General features: G+C 35.4%; 18 protein-coding genes, 3 pseudogenes and 1 riboswitch. Of the genes and pseudogenes, 13 read left to right on the top strand and 8 right to left on the bottom strand.

What is annotated here, in order from left to right; translation table 11 throughout:
- Positions 1-61: 61 nt before the first annotated feature.
- Together JCM6256_RS04790 and JCM6256_RS04785 are read left to right on the top strand one after the other, a co-directional pair.
- Positions 62-577, top strand: coding sequence for a methylated-DNA--[protein]-cysteine S-methyltransferase (locus JCM6256_RS04790; protein WP_025080637.1), 516 nt, complete (start codon positions 62-64; stop codon positions 575-577).
- Positions 564-1,352, top strand: coding sequence for a TerC family protein (locus tag JCM6256_RS04785; protein ID WP_025080636.1), 789 nt, complete (start codon positions 564-566; stop codon positions 1,350-1,352). Before JCM6256_RS04790 ends, JCM6256_RS04785 begins: the two co-directional genes overlap by 14 nt.
- Here the strand turns inward: JCM6256_RS04785 and JCM6256_RS04780 are convergent.
- Positions 1,347-1,706 carry a DUF488 domain-containing protein gene (locus JCM6256_RS04780; protein ID WP_025080635.1) on the bottom strand — a complete coding sequence of 120 codons (360 nt, stop codon included), beginning with the start codon at positions 1,704-1,706 and terminating at the stop codon, positions 1,347-1,349. The genes JCM6256_RS04785 and JCM6256_RS04780 overlap by 6 nt on opposite strands.
- Before the next feature lie 42 nt (positions 1,707-1,748).
- Here JCM6256_RS04780 and JCM6256_RS04775 point away from each other — a divergent pair, with 42 nt between their 5' ends.
- From JCM6256_RS04775 to JCM6256_RS04760, 4 genes and pseudogenes are all read left to right on the top strand, one after another.
- Complete coding sequence (locus JCM6256_RS04775) at positions 1,749-2,387, top strand: DNA-3-methyladenine glycosylase (RefSeq protein WP_025080634.1); 639 nt, start codon at positions 1,749-1,751, stop codon at positions 2,385-2,387.
- A 65-nt stretch (positions 2,388-2,452) separates the two neighbouring features.
- Positions 2,453-2,628, top strand: a riboswitch (Lysine riboswitch).
- 107 nt (positions 2,629-2,735) lie between these two features.
- Positions 2,736-4,348: pseudogene (locus JCM6256_RS09815) on the top strand (ABC transporter substrate-binding protein/permease).
- Entirely contained in the window at positions 4,348-5,103 is a 756-nt protein-coding gene (locus tag JCM6256_RS04765) for an amino acid ABC transporter ATP-binding protein (RefSeq protein WP_025080633.1), read from the top strand. The pseudogene JCM6256_RS09815 and the gene JCM6256_RS04765 overlap by 1 nt, the downstream one beginning before the upstream one ends.
- A gap of 101 nt (positions 5,104-5,204) precedes the next feature.
- Entirely contained in the window at positions 5,205-6,155 is a 951-nt protein-coding gene (locus tag JCM6256_RS04760) for a DUF805 domain-containing protein (RefSeq protein WP_025080632.1), read from the top strand.
- 48 nt (positions 6,156-6,203) lie between these two features.
- On the opposite strand, the gene JCM6256_RS04755 is transcribed toward JCM6256_RS04760, so the two are convergent.
- The 5 genes from JCM6256_RS04755 to JCM6256_RS04735 all read right to left on the bottom strand — a co-directional run bounded on the left by JCM6256_RS04755 (position 6,204) and on the right by JCM6256_RS04735 (position 10,398).
- Positions 6,204-7,121, bottom strand: a complete 918-nt coding sequence (locus JCM6256_RS04755; RefSeq protein WP_025080631.1) for an HNH endonuclease — start codon at positions 7,119-7,121, stop codon at positions 6,204-6,206.
- A gap of 3 nt (positions 7,122-7,124) precedes the next feature.
- Positions 7,125-7,766 carry a YfbR-like 5'-deoxynucleotidase gene (locus JCM6256_RS04750; RefSeq protein WP_025080630.1) on the bottom strand — a complete coding sequence of 214 codons (642 nt, stop codon included), beginning with the start codon at positions 7,764-7,766 and terminating at the stop codon, positions 7,125-7,127.
- 130 nt (positions 7,767-7,896) lie between these two features.
- Positions 7,897-8,037 (bottom strand): hypothetical protein, encoded by a 141-nt coding sequence (locus tag JCM6256_RS10690; protein WP_155833163.1) that lies wholly within the window; start codon positions 8,035-8,037, stop codon positions 7,897-7,899.
- Between the two features lie 79 nt (positions 8,038-8,116).
- Entirely contained in the window at positions 8,117-9,901 is a 1,785-nt protein-coding gene (locus JCM6256_RS04740; protein ID WP_025080629.1) for a glycerophosphoryl diester phosphodiesterase membrane domain-containing protein, read from the bottom strand.
- Between the two features lie 95 nt (positions 9,902-9,996).
- Positions 9,997-10,398 carry an iron-sulfur cluster biosynthesis family protein gene (locus JCM6256_RS04735; protein ID WP_025080628.1) on the bottom strand — a complete coding sequence of 134 codons (402 nt, stop codon included), beginning with the start codon at positions 10,396-10,398 and terminating at the stop codon, positions 9,997-9,999.
- Between the two features lie 192 nt (positions 10,399-10,590).
- Here JCM6256_RS04735 and JCM6256_RS04730 point away from each other — a divergent pair, with 192 nt between their 5' ends.
- The 3 genes from JCM6256_RS04730 (at position 10,591) to htpX (ending at position 13,262) form a co-directional block, all read left to right on the top strand.
- The gene (locus JCM6256_RS04730) at positions 10,591-11,691 is read left to right on the top strand and encodes an SLC13 family permease (protein WP_025080627.1); all 1,101 of its coding nucleotides are present in this window, start codon (positions 10,591-10,593) and stop codon (positions 11,689-11,691) included.
- A 101-nt stretch (positions 11,692-11,792) separates the two neighbouring features.
- Positions 11,793-12,353, top strand: coding sequence for a LemA family protein (locus tag JCM6256_RS04725; protein ID WP_025080626.1), 561 nt, complete (start codon positions 11,793-11,795; stop codon positions 12,351-12,353).
- Between the two features lie 18 nt (positions 12,354-12,371).
- Complete coding sequence (gene htpX, locus JCM6256_RS04720; RefSeq protein ID WP_025080625.1) at positions 12,372-13,262, top strand: zinc metalloprotease HtpX; 891 nt, start codon at positions 12,372-12,374, stop codon at positions 13,260-13,262.
- Positions 13,263-13,297: 35 nt separating this feature from the next.
- On the opposite strand, the gene JCM6256_RS04715 is transcribed toward htpX, so the two are convergent.
- On the bottom strand, positions 13,298-14,239 hold the full coding sequence (locus JCM6256_RS04715) for an AraC family transcriptional regulator (protein ID WP_025080624.1): 942 nt from the start codon (positions 14,237-14,239) through the stop codon (positions 13,298-13,300).
- 167 nt (positions 14,240-14,406) lie between these two features.
- Between JCM6256_RS04715 and JCM6256_RS09810 the strand changes: the two are divergent.
- The 4 genes and pseudogenes from JCM6256_RS09810 (at position 14,407) to JCM6256_RS04695 (ending at position 17,938) form a co-directional block, all read left to right on the top strand.
- Positions 14,407-15,785 (top strand): annotated as a pseudogene (locus JCM6256_RS09810) (ATP-binding cassette domain-containing protein).
- Positions 15,769-16,423 (top strand): annotated as a pseudogene (locus JCM6256_RS09805) (energy-coupling factor transporter transmembrane component T family protein). Before JCM6256_RS09810 ends, JCM6256_RS09805 begins: the two co-directional pseudogenes overlap by 17 nt.
- A 9-nt stretch (positions 16,424-16,432) precedes the next feature.
- Complete coding sequence (pepI, locus tag JCM6256_RS04700) at positions 16,433-17,314, top strand: proline iminopeptidase (protein WP_025080623.1); 882 nt, start codon at positions 16,433-16,435, stop codon at positions 17,312-17,314.
- Positions 17,315-17,392: 78 nt separating this feature from the next.
- Entirely contained in the window at positions 17,393-17,938 is a 546-nt protein-coding gene (locus JCM6256_RS04695; protein WP_025080622.1) for a CAP domain-containing protein, read from the top strand.
- Positions 17,939-18,026: 88 nt separating this feature from the next.
- On the opposite strand, the gene JCM6256_RS10755 is transcribed toward JCM6256_RS04695, so the two are convergent.
- Positions 18,027-19,052 carry an SLAP domain-containing protein gene (locus JCM6256_RS10755; RefSeq protein ID WP_035438309.1) on the bottom strand — a complete coding sequence of 342 codons (1,026 nt, stop codon included), beginning with the start codon at positions 19,050-19,052 and terminating at the stop codon, positions 18,027-18,029.
- Positions 19,053-19,109 lie beyond the last annotated feature (57 nt).

The raw sequence follows: 19,109 nt of genomic DNA, 5'->3' as shown, positions 1-19,109 counted from the left end.
TTGAAATCAATTTATATACTTGTTATTCTGTAATTTAAATTTTTTTAGGGTGGTGAGGATAATGGATGAAATACTCTACTATGATAATGTAGAAATTGCGCCTTGGACTTACGTTTTAGCGGCAACACGCGACGGCTTGGCTTACGTAGGCGTTAAAAATGATCAAGGAATTTCTATTTACAGCTATTATCCAAACCGCATGCTTATTCGTGATCCTGAACGGTTAAAGCCTTATGTAAAAGAATTAAAAGAATATTTTTCTGGAAAAAGACAAAAGTTTGATTTACCAATCGATATTTCAAGTTTTGGAACACCATTTCAACGAGGAGTTCTTGAAATGGTTACCAGAGTTCCTTACGGAACAACAGTTAGTTATGGTGACATAGCTGCCTCGCTTGATAATGCACGTTCTGTTCGTGCTGTTGCACACGCTGTGGCATTAAATCCTGTATTAATTGTTATTCCGTGCCATCGGATAATTATGTCTAATGGTAAAATTGGTGGATATCGTTTAGGTGCAAAAGAAAAATTACGTTTAATTAATTTAGAAAAGAGTTATTTGCATGGCAATTATTAAAATGTATGCCCCTTTTTTTGATTTTCAAAATTGGGGACACGTTCTTACTAGCGGCAAAGATTGGATGATCATTCTTACTTTGATCATTATGGAATGTTTGCTATCAGTAGATAATGCCGTAGTGTTAGCTGCACAGACACAAGTTTTACCTACTAAGGCCGAAAAGGAAAAGTCACTTTTATACGGATTATGGGGCGCATACTTATTCCGGTTTATTGTTATTGGAATTGGTACTTACTTAATTAATTTTTGGGAAATTAAATTAGCCGGCAGTATCTATTTATTTTACCTTTGCTTCAAATTTTTCTATGACCAACGTCACCCTAAGCAAGCTGCAGAACGTGAAAAAGAAAAAGAAGAACGTGAAGAAGCTCGTCATAAAGGCAAAAAAAAGAGAAAGCATGTACTTTCTCTTTTCTGGCGAACAGTTATTTCAATCGAATCAATGGATATCGTTTTCTCAATTGACTCCGTATTAGCTGCCTTAGCTGTTTCTGACAATCCAGTTGTTGTTTTAATCGGTGGAATGATCGGAATCTTATGCATGAGAGGCGTAGCCGAAATTATTATTAAGCTCATGGAAATCATCCCTGAACTTCAACCAATGGCTTACGTTCTTATTGGCATTATTGCCTTAAAACTTCTATTGGCTCTCCCACCGCTTCATTATGAAATGCCAAACACTGCTTTTGCCATCATTGTTTTCGCGGTTTTAGGTTTAACTATTTTATTCCACTTCTGGCGCATCAAACGTCATGGCAAAAAACATTTATAATTTATTTTCAACATAATTTTTGAGCACGACTGCTTGGTTGTGCTCTTTATTTTTAGCTCCGTATAAAAATAAAACATCACTTTTGCTTAAAGCATTTTTTACTGTTTTAATGAACTCGGGTGTAAAATCATTTTGATCAAGTTCCGCAATGTATTTCTTTTCAAATTCTGGAAATTTTTCATCATCATGATTAAACCATTTGCGAAGATCGTTGCTAGGACCAATTTGCTTATCCCACTCATCAAGTTTAGCATTTACTTTACTCATACCGCGTGGCCATAAGCGATCAACAAGAATTCGATAACCCTCTGGCTGTTCATGTTCATAAATTCTAACTAATTTAATTTCTGACATTTGTATCCCCCTTTTTCTTAAGTGTAATACAGAAAGGAAAATATGGATTATTCAACTTATTTTACTAATCATTCAACAGACGAAATAACTAAGGATTTAATTGGCCGCCCTTTAACCTATACTTATAAAGGCGAAAAACTTGGCGGATATATTGTCGAAGCTGAAGCTTATATGGGCAAAGACGATCGCGCCGCTCATTCATATAACGGACGTCGCAGTCAAGCTAATGAAGGCTTGTACCGTGCTGGCGGAACAATATATATTTATTCACAACGCCAATACTTCTTCTTTGATGTTTCCTGCCAAGAAGAAAATGAACCGCAGGGAGTTTTGGTTCGGGCAATCGAACCAGTTTGGGGTTTAGAAACAATGAAGAAGAATCGCAACGGTAAAGACGGTGTTTTACTAACAAACGGTCCTGCTAAAATGATGCAAGCCTTTGGTATTCACAGTCGTCATTGGGATCTTCATTTCCTTTCTGATTCACCTTTCACAATTGATCTAAATGATAATCATAAAAAAATTGCCCAGGAAATAATTGCTGCTCCTAGAGTTGGAATTAATCAATCTGATCCAATTTGGGCAAACAAGCCTTTACGTTATTATGTTGCTGGCAATCCATATGTTTCTGACATGAAAAAACGTTCCTATGACAAAAATAACGGCTGGAAAACGTTTTAATAGCTGAAGCTTATTGACAAAAGATTAAAAATCATTTAATCTTTTCAACAGTTAAATAAATATCCCAATGCAATAGAGGTTGCGGTAATCACAAAGTTAATGTGAGTTCACGAAAGCTAAGATCATTAATTTTAGGTTTATCGCCGAAACAAACTGCTTTTTCGTGAAAACAGCTTGTTGGGCTACAGAACAATATTCTGTAGACTGTCCTGGTTCGTCCCCAGGGAGCGCTATAAGATTTGGTTTAATTACTGATGATTTTATAACCTCGCTTGCTTTGGCAAGTGAGGTTTTTATTTACGCTTTTATTGTATTGGCTTTAGTAGAAAACATTTGGAGGTTTTTTCATTGAAGTCAAGATTTCGTTGGATCATTGCCTTATTGACAGTGCTCCTAAGCATATTTGTTGGATTTAGTTTTAACAGCCATTCAACTGAAGCTGCTAAAAAAGATTCTAATGTATTAAAAATCGGTATGGAAGCTAACTACCCTCCATACAACTGGACTCAAACCAATGATGCTAATGGTGCTGTTCCTATCAGTGGCTCGCATTCATATGCTAATGGTTATGATGTTCAAATTGCCAAAATTATTGGTAAGAAACTTCATCGTAAGGTCGTTGTAGAAAAGACTGAATGGGACGGTCTTCTTCCTGCTTTAACTTCAGGAAAAATCGACTTAATCATTGCAGGTATGAGTCCAACTCCTGAAAGACGCAGAGCCATTAACTTTTCAGAACCATACAGAAAGAGTACTTTTGTTGTAATTACGAATAAAGCAAGCAAGTACTCAAATGCTAAGAAGTTGACTGACTTTAAGGGTGCTAAATTAACTGCTCAACAAGGTACTTTGCATTATGGTTTAATTAAGCAATTAAAGGGTTCACACAGAGAACCTGCCATGCGTGATTTTTCAGCTATGCGTCAAAGTTTGTCATCAGGCACTATTGATGGATATGTTGCTGAAGACATTGAATTCCAAAGCTACCACAACGTTAACCCTAATATTATTGCTGTTAACTTAAACAAGATGGCTGGCTTCCACGTTGATCACGATGATTCAATAACCAGTATTGGTGTTAAGAAAGGCAACACTAACTTTTAAATGACGTTAATGCTGCTTTAAGAACCATTTCTACTAAGAAACGTGACCAAATGATGGCCACAGCTATTAAGGAACAACCTAAGGCTGGCAACAGTGCTAAGAAAGAAAATTGGCTTGTTTCTACTTGGAAGCAATACGGCAACATGATTCTTAGCGGTATCGGCATGACTCTTCTTTTAGCCTTAGTCGGTACTATCATTGGTTTCTTTATCGGACTTTTAGTAGGCATCGTTCGTACAATTCCTACTCCAACAACTCGTGGCAAGCGTTGGGCTCTTAATGTTATCAAATGGTTATTGTCAGTCTACGTTGAAATCTTCCGTGGTACGCCAATGATGGTTCAAGCTGCCGTTATCTACTATGGTATTGCTCAATTCTGGCATTTAAACTTGAACAGAACTGTTGCAGCTTTGATTATCGTTTCCATCAACACTGGAGCTTACCTTGCCGAAGTTATTCGTGGTGGTATTATCTCAACTCCAGAAGGTCAATTTGAAGCTGCCAGTGCACTTGGTATGTCTCACAACCAAAGAATGTGGCACATTATCTTGCCACAAGCTATTAAGAACTGCTTGCCATCCATTACTAATGAATTTATCGTAAACATCAAGGATACCTCAGTATTGAGTATCATTTCCGTTTCAGAATTGTTCTTCGTTGGTACAACTATTGCGAGTCAAACATTCCAATTCTTCCCAACCTACTTATCAATTTCTGTAATTTACTTAGTATTGACCTTTACTATTACTCGTATTTTCAACTTTATTGAAAGAAGACTCGAAGGCAATAAGAACTACAATTTGATGGCCAACCAAGTTCAAGTTGGTACACCTAAGGATGCGGAGGCTAACAACTAATGACTGAAAGTAATGAAATAATTTTAAGCTTAAAGCATATGCAAAAGTCCTTTGGTGATCACAAAGTTTTGCGTGACATTTCTTTTGACATCAACAAAGGTGAAATCGTAACAATCATCGGACCTTCCGGTGGTGGTAAGTCTACTACTCTTCGTTGCATTAATTTGCTTGAAGAACCTACCGGCGGTGAAATTGATTTCCATGGTGAAAACATTTTATCTCCAGGCTATGACCGTAATAAGTTCAGATCTAAAGTTGGCATGGTTTTCCAACAATTTGACTTATTCGAAAATAAAAATGTACTTCAAAACTGCATGATTGGCCAACAATTAGTTTTAAAGCGTTCAAAAGATGAAGCTAAGAAAATCGCTTTAGAAAACTTGAAGAAAGTTGGCATGGATCCTTTTATTAACGCCAAGCCAAGTCAATTATCCGGTGGTCAACAACAACGTGTAGCTATTGCTCGTGCTATTTCAATGGATCCTGAAGTTCTTTTGTTCGACGAACCAACAAGTGCTTTGGACCCAGAAATGGTTGGTGAAGTTTTGGACGTTATGCAAAAACTTGCCACTACTGGTTTAACAATGGTGATCGTTACTCACGAAATGGGCTTTGCTAAACAAATTTCTGACAATGTTTTATTCGTCAGCGATGGTGTTGTAACCGAACAAGGTCATCCTGATCAATTATTCGATAATCCTCAAAATGAAAAGACACAAAAATTCTTGCGTAACTTCAGAAAGATGGATTTCTAAAATAGAATAAATAATATCTAAGACAGAGGTAATGCGCCTCTGTCTTTTTTGTTAAAATTATATTAAACTATTAGCAAAGTTTTATTTCTTGGAGGAAAAATATGACTAACAGAGATTATTATTTCATTAAGCCATATGACGAAAATTTGACTATGCCACCTAAAGAAAGCTTTAGTCAAATTTTAAGCGAAGTATATTTGCATCCCTTCACTTGGAATGCTCGCACAACTCGTAAGTCATATTGGTGGAGCGTTTTAATTAACGCCATTTTATCAATTTTATGCATGATCATTTTAAGCTATGCTTTTAATAGCAATATCAATTTGGGCCTAAAATGGATCGACGGTGTAATTGTCGGCGTGATTCTGATCTGGTTATTTTTAGCTAATTTAGGACAAGCTATTCGTCGTCTTCATGACGTAAATTATAGTGGTTATTGGTATTGGCTTTGCCTTGTTCCAACAGGACAATTCTTCTTGTTCTATTTAAGCTTGCAGCCATCCCTTCAACGTCCGGTAAAATGGAATCAATATTTATTTACTGTCGATCAAAATTCATCTTCTGCTTATTATAATCAACCATATGAAGAAGAAAACGATCTTGATGACACTCCTGTACCAACAATTAGTCAAATTTTGAAAGAGCACTTCTTTGATTGCTTCAAATGGGACGCAAGATCAACAAGAACTTCATTTTGGGTTGGCACAGCAATTAATTCTGTCGCTTCCGTGATTCTTGTAATTTTCCTTTATATCTTTGGTTTTATTTTATTTCTTATTCCATCACCTAATGAAGAATTACACGGACTTTTCCCATTCCTAATCATCTTAGGAATCATCTTCATTGCCGCATTAGTTTGGTTGTTCTTAGCTCAACTTGGGCACACTGTTCGTCGTCTGCACGATGCCAACTTCATTGGTTGGTGGTACTGGATAAGCCTTGTACCATATGTGGGAGATTTGCTTTTAGCATTTTTCCTCTTCCATCCAACTGTAAAGAAAGATGTTAAATGGAATAGATATTTGTTTAAACCAAAGGATCGCATTAGATAATAATTTTCCAAATGAAAAAGCCTCGAGAATTTTCTCGAGGTTTTTTCGTTAAATAATATCTTGTTTTTGATTTTCTTCAGCAATCTTCCAGCCAGTATTAAAGTAGCTCTCACGCATTTTTCTCAAAGAGTCATAATCGCTTTGCAAGCTATCAATCGCGTCCTGAAGCTTCTTATTCTGCTTTCTAATGGCATTTAATTCAGGATCATTAACTACGCCTTTTAAATGCATTTTAACAGCCAGCTCACGCCGATGCCTTTCAAACTCGCCTTGTAAAGTTCCTAACGCATTTTCATATTTAACTAGTTTTTTATTGATGTCAGAAATATGGTCATTTAGCTTTTTAAAAAGTTTAAATGGCATATTAGACTTAATTCGATTGCATTCTGAACAAGACAAAATTAAATTATCTAAACTATTATTATGAGAAAGCGACACGGGATCCTTATGATCAACGCTATGACCACGTCTACCGCAATACTGACAGCGATAATGATACTTCGCTCTAATTCTTTCACGATTAATATAGTCTACTTCATTTAACTGAAAGTCGACTTTTAAGCCAAGCTGTTCCAAATTATATTGAAAATCTCGACCTTGATCTGGAACATAGTCAATTTCACCATTTTCACTTTTAATAATGGCTGCATTGAAATCTTTACGATCGAGCTGTTGTTCAGCTAATTCATTGCCATCGTAATCTTGTAAAAAGGCTTCGTAATGTTTACGATCTTGTTTAGTTTTGACGAAAAAGTCCTTTTCTTCATCATCGCCATCTTTACCGACAAAATTATAAAGCAAAGCCTCGGCAAAAGTCGCCACTGCATTATTTGCATAATCTTCCGCTATTTCTCCGCGTTGAAGACAAATGTCACAAATGCTGGTGAGTTTCGGATTCATTAATCCTGGTTGTTTAAAATGAAGTGAGTCCATACGTAATCCGCACGAACTGCATTGAAATTTCACGTTTTATTCCCCCATTAACAAGATGCTAAAAGCAATTCTTTGCATCTTATCCTTACCGGCGAAATCTCCCTTAAATAAATCAGGCAAAATATGTTTGATAAAGTATTGCACACAAACCAAATCATCAAACTTTTTAATGGTTTCAAGGCTTTCTTTAAACATTTGCATATATACCGGATTAGGATTTCCCAATTCAATTTCGCCATACGCTTCATAAAGTAAATCCAGCTTATCACAAATTGAAAGAATCTTGCCTTCCAACGTATCATCTTTTGCTTCAGATAAACGCTTTTTATAAATTTCTTGGAATTCTTCAGGAATTTCATCCTTAATAAACTTATGCGTCATTGTTTCTTCAACATCACCTATCATCTTGCGAAGTTGTGGTGTGGCATATTTAACAGGAGTTTTAATATCGCCAATAAAACGTTCAGTATAGTCGTGATTTAAACTCTTTTCATAGAGGGCTTTCCAATTAACTTTCTTCTTACCCTTAACTTCTTCAATATCTCCCATCATTTGAGCAAGTTCAGCTGTTCTGAAGCAGTGATCCGCCACAGAGTGATGATGATACTTGAAATAACCTGGTGCACGATCAATTGACTCCAAACTATTAAAACCTTGAATATAAGCATTTAATCCCATAATTAGTCCTCCTTAGTGAAAAAAGTTTAAAAATTTTTACTATGTTACCAAAGAAATAACAGGAATGCAAGATACAAAAAAGCTAAGGCAATGTATGCCTTAGCTTTTCATTTTATTATTTAAACAGAGACTACTTGTTTTCGTCTTCTGCGGCCTTGTTCAAGAAAGCAACAACTGCTGCTACGTGAGCAACACGCTTCTTTGCGTTTCTCTTGTTCTTAGGTCTTTGGTTTGGTTCACAACCAGTGTTGTAATTTTCACCTTTACGCATAGTACTATACTTCCTTTCAGATTTTCGAAATCTAGTTTAGTTTAACATGCATATAGCTTCAGATCAAGTTTTTCTGGAATTAAACCTCTAATTCACTGCGAGTGGGCAACACCATAATGTAATTTAAGATTCTATTAGCATGATTGCTGTTGTCTTGAAAATCGCGAATTGCTTTCTTTGCCATTGATAAACGATCAGTAATAATTCCATCAACTTGGTCATAGCACATTTGCTTCATTAGCTTTTCATCATTAATTGTCCAAGCATAAACAGGATGATCTTCGGCATGAGCCTGCCAAATAAAATCTGAATTAAGCGTTGAATATTCCATAGAATAACCATCGGCAACACTATGCGGATAAGTGAAATTGTACGGCTGAATGTATAGAACAAATAATTTCGGATTAATTTCATGCAAGCCTTCAATTACACGATAATCAAGCGATTGAACCTGATATTTATTCTTAATGATCGTCTGACCATATTTTTTATTAAAGCGCTGTAAGATCTTTTTAGAGTCTTTAGGCGTGGTCTTAATTTCTATTAACAATTTTTGATGCAGTTTTTGAGCAGCTGCTAAATATTGATCAAAACTAGCAATTTTTGCTTCGTGACCATTTTCTTTTGCCGTAAGCTTTGTTAACTCTTTTAAAGTTAATTGACTTGGAAGTTTTCTTACTCCAGTTAATTCTTCTAAGCTTTCATCATGCAAAACAACGAATTGCTTATCTTTAGTTTCATGCAAATCAATTTCTACATAATCAGGCTTTAACTTAGCTGTTTTCTTCAAAGCAGGAATTGTATTTTGAACGCCATTTTTGTCATTAACACCGCGATGTGAAACTGTAACTGGTCCTTTACTATTAGTGCCATTAATATAGAGAATATTTGTAGCAACTGAGCCTGCAGTTAAAAGCAAAGCTAAAATGCTAGTAAAAACAATCGTCTTTGCCGAGAAATGCTTTTGGGAATTTTTATCATATTTCAGTTTTAAGGGTGCAAAAAGTATCAAGAAAGCAATAATCATTGCCCAAATCATTACTAGCTCACTACCAATTTGAATCAATGATAAGTTAACGATCGCCATAAACCAAGAAAATTTCCCAGGCAATAAATCCCATAAAATTTGGAACAAATAAATCGCAATATAGAAAACGGCAAGAATAATCATTGAAATAATTGCTAAAATAAGCAAACGACTTAAGATTTTCCACCAGTTCCAGTTTTTAGTTGCCTGCCAGCTCGCTTTCATTGCGGACCAAGTCTTTTTCTCTTGAAAAATCATAATCGGCAAAGTTAAAATCAGCCGAATTCCCATAACAAAAATTATGATATATGCAGCAATTAGGATTCCAAGCAAAATAGGACTTCTTGTCATATAATCCAAAATAAATTCTGGAATTTGAATTTTAGACAAAAGCGGCGTTCTAAAAACTATGTCTGCAAACGGCATAATTAATAAAAAGTATGCCGTAAGAAGCAACACTGAGCCTGCTCTAATCTTTTTAATTCTTTGCCATGTTTGCTTAAAAATATCACCTAAATGAAAATCTTGATTATCAATTGCTTTAATTGATAAAAGCAAAAATGCAAATTGTGCGTAAATTACAATCAATAATAGGATCAGTTCAATTATTAACGTGACAAAAACCAATGTATTTGTCGTAATAATAGTTACAACATTTTGATACGAAACAAATGGAATAGCTCCCGCTTGTAAAACAAATGTAGTCACGTATCGAAAAAGCGGAATGATAATTATTTGATTAAACAAATCCAAGCTTAATAATAAAAGCACATATTGCAGCAGGTTCTGCTTAAACTTATCAGAATATCCTCTGATTTCATTAATTGCTGTCTTCATTGCTCTCTCCTTACATTTATAGCCTTCTTCCAGTTTAGTTTAATAACAAAAAAGACGGAAGTCTTGCTTCCGTCACAATCATTCATGTTCAGTTTTTAGCAAGATTTGCCTTCAAGTAAATCCTTAGCTGTAATTTCTGATGGTTTCCAATTAACAACCGTTACGCCGCCATCAATAATGCCACTATCTGATGACAAGCTTAATGTTACGTTGCGCGCATTGACTACCAAACCATCTTCAAAGAAGCTAGTTTCTGGTTCTGCAGTATACAAGTTCAAACCTGCATTGTTATCAATTTTGATATTATATTCGGGATCTTTTTTATCTAAGATTACAAATTGAAAACTATCGCCAATTGTACAAGTTCCACCTTGCTTTGAATATTTAGTAGAACCGTCATTTAAAGCTAAAAGAACGATTTGGTTATCATTATCCATTTTGCTTTTAATGAATTCTGCAGCTTCTGGCTTAATATTGATTGAAATCTCTTTAGTCATAATTAATTCCCTTTCATGTCTTATCCTTATTTACCCAAAATTATAGTCTGATAGCGCTCTTATATACAAAGAATATGCTTAAATCCCAGATATCTGCAGATTTTTCCTAATTAATTATTGCGAACATTGCAAAAAAGGCTCAAAATGGTAGATAGGGTTTTAGACGATTGTAATATGTGAGGGGGACCTTTTATGACCGTCTTAAAGAATATTGCTAAAGATAGAATTTTACAGTTTACTGTGCTGGTTACAATAATCAGTCTTTTTTTTGCTAGACCGCGGCTTGAGGATATAAACTTTCATACTTTATTCTCAGTTGCCGCAATGCTTACCATCATTCAAATCTATGCGTACTTGCACGTTTTGGATGTTCTTGCATACAAACTAACTAGCATTGCTGATAATACACGGAAGTTAAATATTTTATTCACGTTGTTATCAATTATTTCTGGTATGTTTTTAGGCAACGATATTACTGCATTAACTTTAATACCGCTATATTTGAACATAGCTAAAAAGTATAAATTGCCACAAATTTTACCAGTCACATTAATTGGTATGGGAGCCAATATTGGTGCCGCGTTAACGCCTTGGGGAAATCCACATAATATTTTCTTGGTTAGCCGCTATGATGTTAACGCTGTTACTTTCTTTTCATGGTCAATCCCTTATTTAATTGCATCCATGATTATCTTGGGAATAGTATTTTTCTTTATCCCCAAAGAAACTATCCCTATTCAAAAAGCTCAAAGCATTAGAATTAGTTGGCGCCCAACTTTAATTACTACAGCTGTATTTATCTTCTTTTTCTTCGGAGTATTCCGCGTAGTGCCAATTGTTATTCCAATGATTGTTTCAATTGTATTAGCGCTTTTGATCAATCCACGAATTATGCTTAAGATTGACTACGCATTGCTTTTAACTTTCACTGGCTTCTTTATTTTTATCAGTGATATTCAGCAAATTCCAGCTATTGTGGGCATTATTCATATGTGGGTCAACTCAGAGAACTCAACTTACCTCACTTCAATCATTTCAAGTCAGGTAATGAGCAATGTTCCTTCAACTATTTTAGTTGGTAAATTTACCAACTACGCAGAAGCTTTATTCTTAGGTTCAAATATTGGTGGTTTTGGTTCTGCAATCGGATCTATGGCCAATATGCTTGTGCTTAAGACTTTCAACCAACACGCTAGCGTGAACAAATCTAAATTCTTTAAGCAATGGACGCTTATGCAATTTGCAGGTTTGATTATTTTAACTATTGTTGGTTGGCTTCTTCTTCAAATTTAATTCATGAAAAAACATTAAGATGTCGCTTGACGGCATCTTTTTTATTGCCTAAAAACCGCGGTATAGATACAATTAAGTAAAAATATTACGGAGGTAAATTTATGTCACCATTATTATGGATAATTTTAATTATCATTGTCTTAATCGCTGCGATTTATATTACGGCATACAACGGTTTGCAAAAAGCTAAAGTCTACACTGAAGAAGCTTGGAGTCAAATTGACGTACAACTTAAGCGTCGAAACGACTTAATTCCTAACTTGGTAGAAACTGTTAAGGGTTATGCTAAGCACGAAAGTGAAACTTTAGAAAAGGTGGTTGGCTTGCGTAATCAATTAACGCAAATTCCAGCTGATGATCACCAAGAAATTCAAAAAGTTTCTAATGAAATCACTGACTCATTAAAGACAATCTTTGCTTTATCAGAAAATTACCCTAACTTAAAGGCAAACGAAAACTTCTTAAACTTACAAGAAGAATTGACTAACACAGAAAACAAGATTGCTTATGCACGTCAGCTTTACAACTCAAGTGCTGCTCAATACGATCAAAAGCTTCTTACTTTCCCATCTAATATCATTGCTAAGATTCACCACTTTACTAAAGTTGATTACTTGGAAACTCCAACTGAAGAAAAAGAAGTTCCAAAAGTTAAGTTTTAGAATCTAGGTAAGAAAAAAATGCTGCATCAACAAATTGCACAAAATAAACGCAAGACCGTTATCGTTATGGCTGCGTTCGTAATTATTCTTACTTTAGTAGGTGCTGGTTTCGGCTATTTCTTTAGCAACACGCCCTGGTCAGGAATTATAATTGCCCTAATCGGTAGTTTAATTTACATGTTTTTAGTAATGCGCAATCCGGCAAACATGGTTATGAGCTTGAATCAAGCGCATGAAATTCATGAACAAGATAATCCTGAACTATGGCATATCGTTGAAGATATGGCTATGGTTGGTCGAGTTCCAATGCCAAGAGTCTTCATTATTCCTGATCAAAGTCCTAATGCGTTTGCAACAGGAAGCGATCCAGATCACAGCGCCGTTGCTGTTACACAAGGTTTGCTTGATATGATGAATCGTGAAGAACTTGAAGGTGTTTTAGGACATGAAATTTCACATATAAGAAATTACGATATTCGCCTCTCAACAGTTGCTGTTGTTTTAGTCGGCGTAATTTCATTTCTTTCCGGCATGGCATCCCGCCTAATTTGGTGGGGCGGAGGCAGCAGACGTGATGATGATAACGATAATAACAATGCTTTTACAATGATTTTTAAAGTTGTCGCAATCCTATTTGTATTAATTTTAGGACCATTATCTGCGTCTCTTGCGCAGATGGCTTTATCACGCAATCGCGAATATTTAGCGGACGCAAGTTCCGTGGAATTAACGCGTAATCCGCAAGGGCTAATTTCGGCTTTAGAAAAAATTGAAAACAGCAATCCAATGAAAGTGGCTGATCGTTCAAGCAGCGGCATGTATATTGAAAATCCATTTAGACATGCTGGAAGCCTGTTTGATACTCACCCACCAACAGCTGATCGTATTGCAAGACTTGAAAAAATGTAAGAAAAAAGCTTTCAACGTTGTTGAAAGCTTTTTATTTACTTCAAATTAATGTTTGCTTCTCTAAATAAACGATTACGCATTGCGGCTGGCGTTTCACCATAAAATTGATTAAATTTCTTATAGAAGAAAGACTTGCTTGAATAACCTACTCTTGCAATAATTTCTTTCAAAGAAATATCAGGTTGAGCAAGAAGTTCACGAGCTTCCTGCATTCTCCGTTCATCAACATGATCAACGAAGCTCTTGCCAGTCTTTTGCTTAACCATATTAGAGAAATAATTAGGATTAAAGCCAAAGTATTTAGCTGCAGCTGTTAAATTGATATCTGCATAATGTTCATCAATATAGCTATCTAAAACGCTGCCTTCAAACTTAGTCTTATCTAAACTAGTTGGCGTAGCCATTCTTTGTGCTCTAATTGAAAGAATGAGCATAACGGTTAATTCTGCACCAATTAATGCACGCATGAACAAATCATTATTCAAATAGCCATCGATAATATGTTGCATAACTTGTGATGAACGAGTAACTTGGCTGGTTTTGAGCCATAAAACATGTTCATTCATCAGACTATCAATAATTTGATCAATGACATTTTGCTCTTTTTGGCCCTTATAAGCAAAATCTTTAAAGAATTCACGATATCTAAAGCCGGGATTAAATTTTAATTTGGCTAAAACTGTACTATCCGTTTGATTTTCAACGCGATAATTGCTGCCTTCCGTAAGCAAAAGAATATTGCCGACTTTCATATCAATGCTTTTTTCACCGCTTTTAATCGTTGCACTGCCACTAACTACATATAAGATAGTGGATACATCCATATCATAAGCATGAATGCCATTATTATGATTTTCAAGGTAGATGGTAAAAAGATCAAATTCTGGATTACCTGCTTTTAACTTTATTTCATTGATTCCACTTCTATCGGAACGCAAAATACTCTCAAGATATTGATCTAAAGCTACAGCTGCCATACGTCCACCTTCCTATCAATAAGTTTCATAAATAAATAACTATAGCTTTATTATATATCAAAAATAGGTGTAAATCATAGCTTAAAGCTAGCTTTGCACACATTTGCAAATAGACATGGTCTCTTTGCTTTTGTACAATCATCTTAAAAAGATATCTTGGTGCAAAAATGACAAAAATTACTATTTCACACCTTTCTTTTGCTTATCGAAAGAAAGATTTAATTATCAAAGATCTTAATTTAGAAATACCGGCTGGTCTCTCTTTACTCACAGGCCCTACTGGATGCGGCAAATCAACTTTGCTCAAATTAATTGCGGGGCTTTATCCGAAATACGCAGGACACAGGGATGGTCAAATCGTATTGAACGGTTTAACTAAGGCAATGATGTTTCAAAATCCTGCTGAGCAATTTACAATGGCAACGCCACGCGAAGAAATCATTTTTGCTTTGGAAAATCTAGGATTAAATAAAGATGAATATGAAAGAAAATTGGACTTTGCGGTAAAGTTTTCACAAATTGACAAATTTCTTGATCAAAAGATCATTACTTTGTCTGGCGGTGAGAAGCAACGTGTAGCTTGGCTGTTCTGGTCGCAATGGACGTTGATTTACTTTTATTAGACGAACCTTTTGCCAGTGTTGATCCGGAAGCACGCAAGTTTTTAATTGAGAAGCTAAACGAACTTAAAAATTTAGGTAAAACAATTATTATTAGTGATCACGTTTTTGATGACTATCAAAACATTTGTGATCATGTCTTTTCCTTTAAAAATCAAACTGTTTACGAATTATCTTTTGAAGAAACACGGAAGCTTTTTGATATTAAAGCAAGCGATAAAAAGTCTATTTTTGCTTTACCTACTTTAAATAACGCAAAAGTTTTTTCTTTAAAAAATACCGAAATAAGACAAAATCGACTTCTCTTAAAGCAAGATGATTTAAAGATTTATAAAGGCAAAATCACCTTAATTACTGGCCCAAACGGTGTAGGCAAATCATCATTTTTTAAAGCTTTAACCAAAATGATCCCCTATGAAGGTTCAATGACCTTTGAAAATCAGGAAATTGCTAAATTAAAAGCTAGAAAATATTTGCTTCATGTTGCGCAAATCTTTCAATGTACTGATGATCAATTTTTAGCTGTTACAGTACAAGACGAGATTAATTTAAGCAAAAAAGATCGTAATCCTTATTTTACCGATGAGCGGATCAAAGAAGCATTGAAGCTATTGGATTTAGATACCCATCTTGACCAAGTAGTTTATTCCCTATCTGGCGGTCAAAAGAAAAAGTTACAAATCTTGCTTATGCTTATTACCAAACATGAAGTTTTGCTTATTGACGAGCCTTTATCTGGTTTAGATAAAAATTCAATTAAGCAAGTTGTTCAACTCATGCGAGAAGCGCAAAAATCGCTGCAACAGACGTTTTTAATCATCAGCCATCAGATAGACGAGTTGGCAGATTTGTGCGATTATCGGCTTAATTTGGACGATCAGCAGTTAAATTACATTAGTGAGGCTCCGTATGAATCCAAGTCTTAAATTTTTATTGGCGTTCATTATTTCCCTGGAAATATCTTTGAAGGCAAGTTTAATCACCAATTTGATCGTTATTGCTTGTGCGTTTATTTTTTTATTGATTAAAAAAAATTAAAATCAAAGATTTACTTCTATTGGTTTTCGTACCATTAATCGCAGCTTTTACGGTTTTTGCGACGCTTTATTGGTTTAATGATCATCCTGACCACTATTACGCTTGGGTCTTATCAAGTCGTATCTATGTTTACGTCTTTACGATAGCCTGCGTTGTCAAAACGACAACAGCAACTGAATTGGCACGCTCCCTTGAACAAAATATGCATTTACCAAGCAAGTTTGCCTATGGCGTTTTGGCGGCACTGAATATTATTCCAAGAATGAAAATGGCCGTGAAGCAAATTCGAACAGCTGGAATGATGCGTGGATTATATCTTAGTTTTTGGTCACCGATGCTTTATTTTAAGGCTATCCTAGTCGCCTTATCATCGGCGGAAAATTTAGCACAAGGCATAGAATCTCATGGCTATGTAGAAGATCAAAAACGTTCAGCAATTATAAAAATTCCATTAACTAAACAGGATCGGGGTCTTTTTATATTTGTTTTAATCGTATTCAATGTTTGTTTATTTATGTTTAAGTAGGTGAAAAAGATGGAAATTATCAAACGCAAAATTTCATTCATGGGTTATGAAACTTACTATCGTAGCGTAGGTCAAAGAAATGAAAAGGCTCCGCTTGTTCTTCTTCATGGTGGCCCTGGTTCAAGTCACAATTATTTTGAAGTTTTGGACAAATTGGCAGAAAAAGATGATCGTCAAATTATCATGTATGACCAATTAGGTTGCGGAAACTCTAGCATCCCTGACGATCATCCTGAGTTTTATACCAAGGAAACATGGGTCAAAGAATTGGAAAATTTGCGTGAAAGACTTCATCTTCACGAAATACACTTATTAGGTCAATCTTGGGGCGGCATGCTCGCTATTATCTATATGTGTGACTACCATCCCGCAGGAATCAAAAGTTTGATCCTTTCTTCTACCTTGTCTTCAGCAAAATTATGGTCAAAAGAACTTCACCGTATGATTAAATACTTGCCTGTAGAAGAACAAGCTGTAATTCATCGCGCTGAAATTACGCATAATTTTTCTGATCTCGACTATCAAAAAGCTAATGACCATTTCATGAGCCAGCATATTATTAAGATGACAGAAGACCTGCCTGAGTGCGTTCGCCGTGAAAAAATCGGTGGAACAGTTGCTTACGAAACGGCCTGGGGACCTAACGAATATACTCCTGAAGGCAATTTGCACGATTACGAATATACTGAACAATTAAGCAAGATTAAGGTTCCAACTTTGATTACGAGCGGAACGGACGATTTATGTAGCCCATATGTAGCTAAAACAATGTACGATCGCATTCCTAATAGTGAGTGGGAATTATTTGAACATTGCGGTCATATGCCTTTTGTACAAAAGACTGACGAATATATTGATTTACTAAAAAAATGGCTAGATAAGAACGATTAATTCAAAATACAATCTTTTTCCTACTCCAAAAACTAGTAAAATTGAATTGAAACATCGAATGAATTAGGGAGTATATTTATGAAAATCAAAAAATTACTATCTATGATTGCTGCAGCAAGTTGCTTAGCTATGGGCGGTTTTGTAGCAAACAAAATTTCTAAACCTGCAACTGTTCAAGCTTCAGTTCAATCAACTGAAGTAAAAACTTTCACTAACTTGCTTAACCAATACCGTTCTAAACGTGGCGCAAGAAAGTTGCATACCAAGGCATGGTTGACCAAACGTAGCAAAGTTCGTTTCAACGAATTCGTGCGTACTTTTAAGAAAACAGGAACTCTGGATGGACATAAAAGACCTAATGGAACGATGTGCTTTACAGCATTTGGCAAATACAAATACCGCATTAGTGAAAACGAAGGTTATTTGTACAGCTCAAGCACTATTAGCCCTAAAGATGCTGCTACACAATTATTTGACCAATTTATGTATCACGATGCTGGCAGTCATTGGGTTCACCGTGACAACTTGCGTAACAAGCAAGCCAGATATTTATTCGTTCATTTCGCCACTGTGAAAAAAGACGGTATAAATAATTATTTGGTAATGGCCCACACTGGTAAGTAAATATTTGTAAAACAAAAGATCATCATTCTAAGTCTGAATGATGATCTTTTTCATTGTGATTATTACTTTCTTAGTGTGAGCCTAGGGATTATTCAAAATTTACCACTTTGACATAGCGTTTGTTAGTGGCTGTGGCGCCTTCAATTCTGTAGTAACGTTTACCGTTCTTGAATTTGTATGAGCCACCGTATGTTGTGATTGTTTCGCCCTTTTTAAGAACTGTTCTGTCTGCACGACGTTTGCTTGTTGCGTAGATGTAGGCATTCTTGGTTAATACTCGACCTACGCCACTGATATTAGTTGCTTTAATGTATGCATCCCTATTGGCCAATTTATAATATTTAGTACCGTTGATGGTAACAATTGAAGCATTAACAGTTACTTGTCGATATGAGTTATATTTTTCACCTAATGAATCACCATTTTTATTATACAAAAGTGCTGTGTGCATCACTCTCATAGTAGCTGTCTTCGTCTCAGCATCAGAAGTTGTAGTTTTGCTATTTGCTAAATATTTAGTGGCAACCCATTTTACTGAATTGTTAGTGGCATTTTGTGATTGATTAGAAATTCCAGTAAAGAATTCTCCTCTTGCAAATCTTACGTTGTTAGTAATGTAATATTCTTGACCTTGGTAAACAGTATCCGTATCACCTAATCCTGTCACATAGCTTTGTGGCAAATTCAATTGGAAAAGTCCAGTTGGCTTCACAAATACTTGATAAGAAATAGTTGAATTATTTACTCCTGATAATTGAACTGTGAAACTATCGCCAGCTTTTGACGTGTCAACAGGATTTGAAACAACTGAAACCTTGCCTGAAATTTTTACTGTATCACCATTAGTTAAAGTGATATTAGTTGGATCAAAAGTAGAATTTGCCGCAATTTGGAAAGTTTGATTATTTGGATCAATTTCTTCAGTTTTACCATCGTGAGTATATTGAGCTGAAATTTTTTGTTCAGTTTCACTTGTAGTTGTTTGTGTATTATTTGATGTAACAGTATTGCCTGTCTGTGTAGCATCTGTGGCACTTACAATTGAAGTTGAAACAATTGGCGCAACAGCTAAAAGTGCAGCTGCAGTCAAGCTAATAATTTTTGCTTTTTTCATAAAGATCCTCTTCTCTATATCTGATTAAAAATGAATCCTTATTTTAAATTATAATCT

The organism is Lactobacillus hamsteri DSM 5661 = JCM 6256 (genome assembly GCF_000615445.1).
Taxonomy (GTDB): domain Bacteria; phylum Bacillota; class Bacilli; order Lactobacillales; family Lactobacillaceae; genus Lactobacillus; species Lactobacillus hamsteri.
Note: the sequence above shows the minus strand (reverse complement) of the source record. Positions and strands in the feature narration are given on the sequence as shown.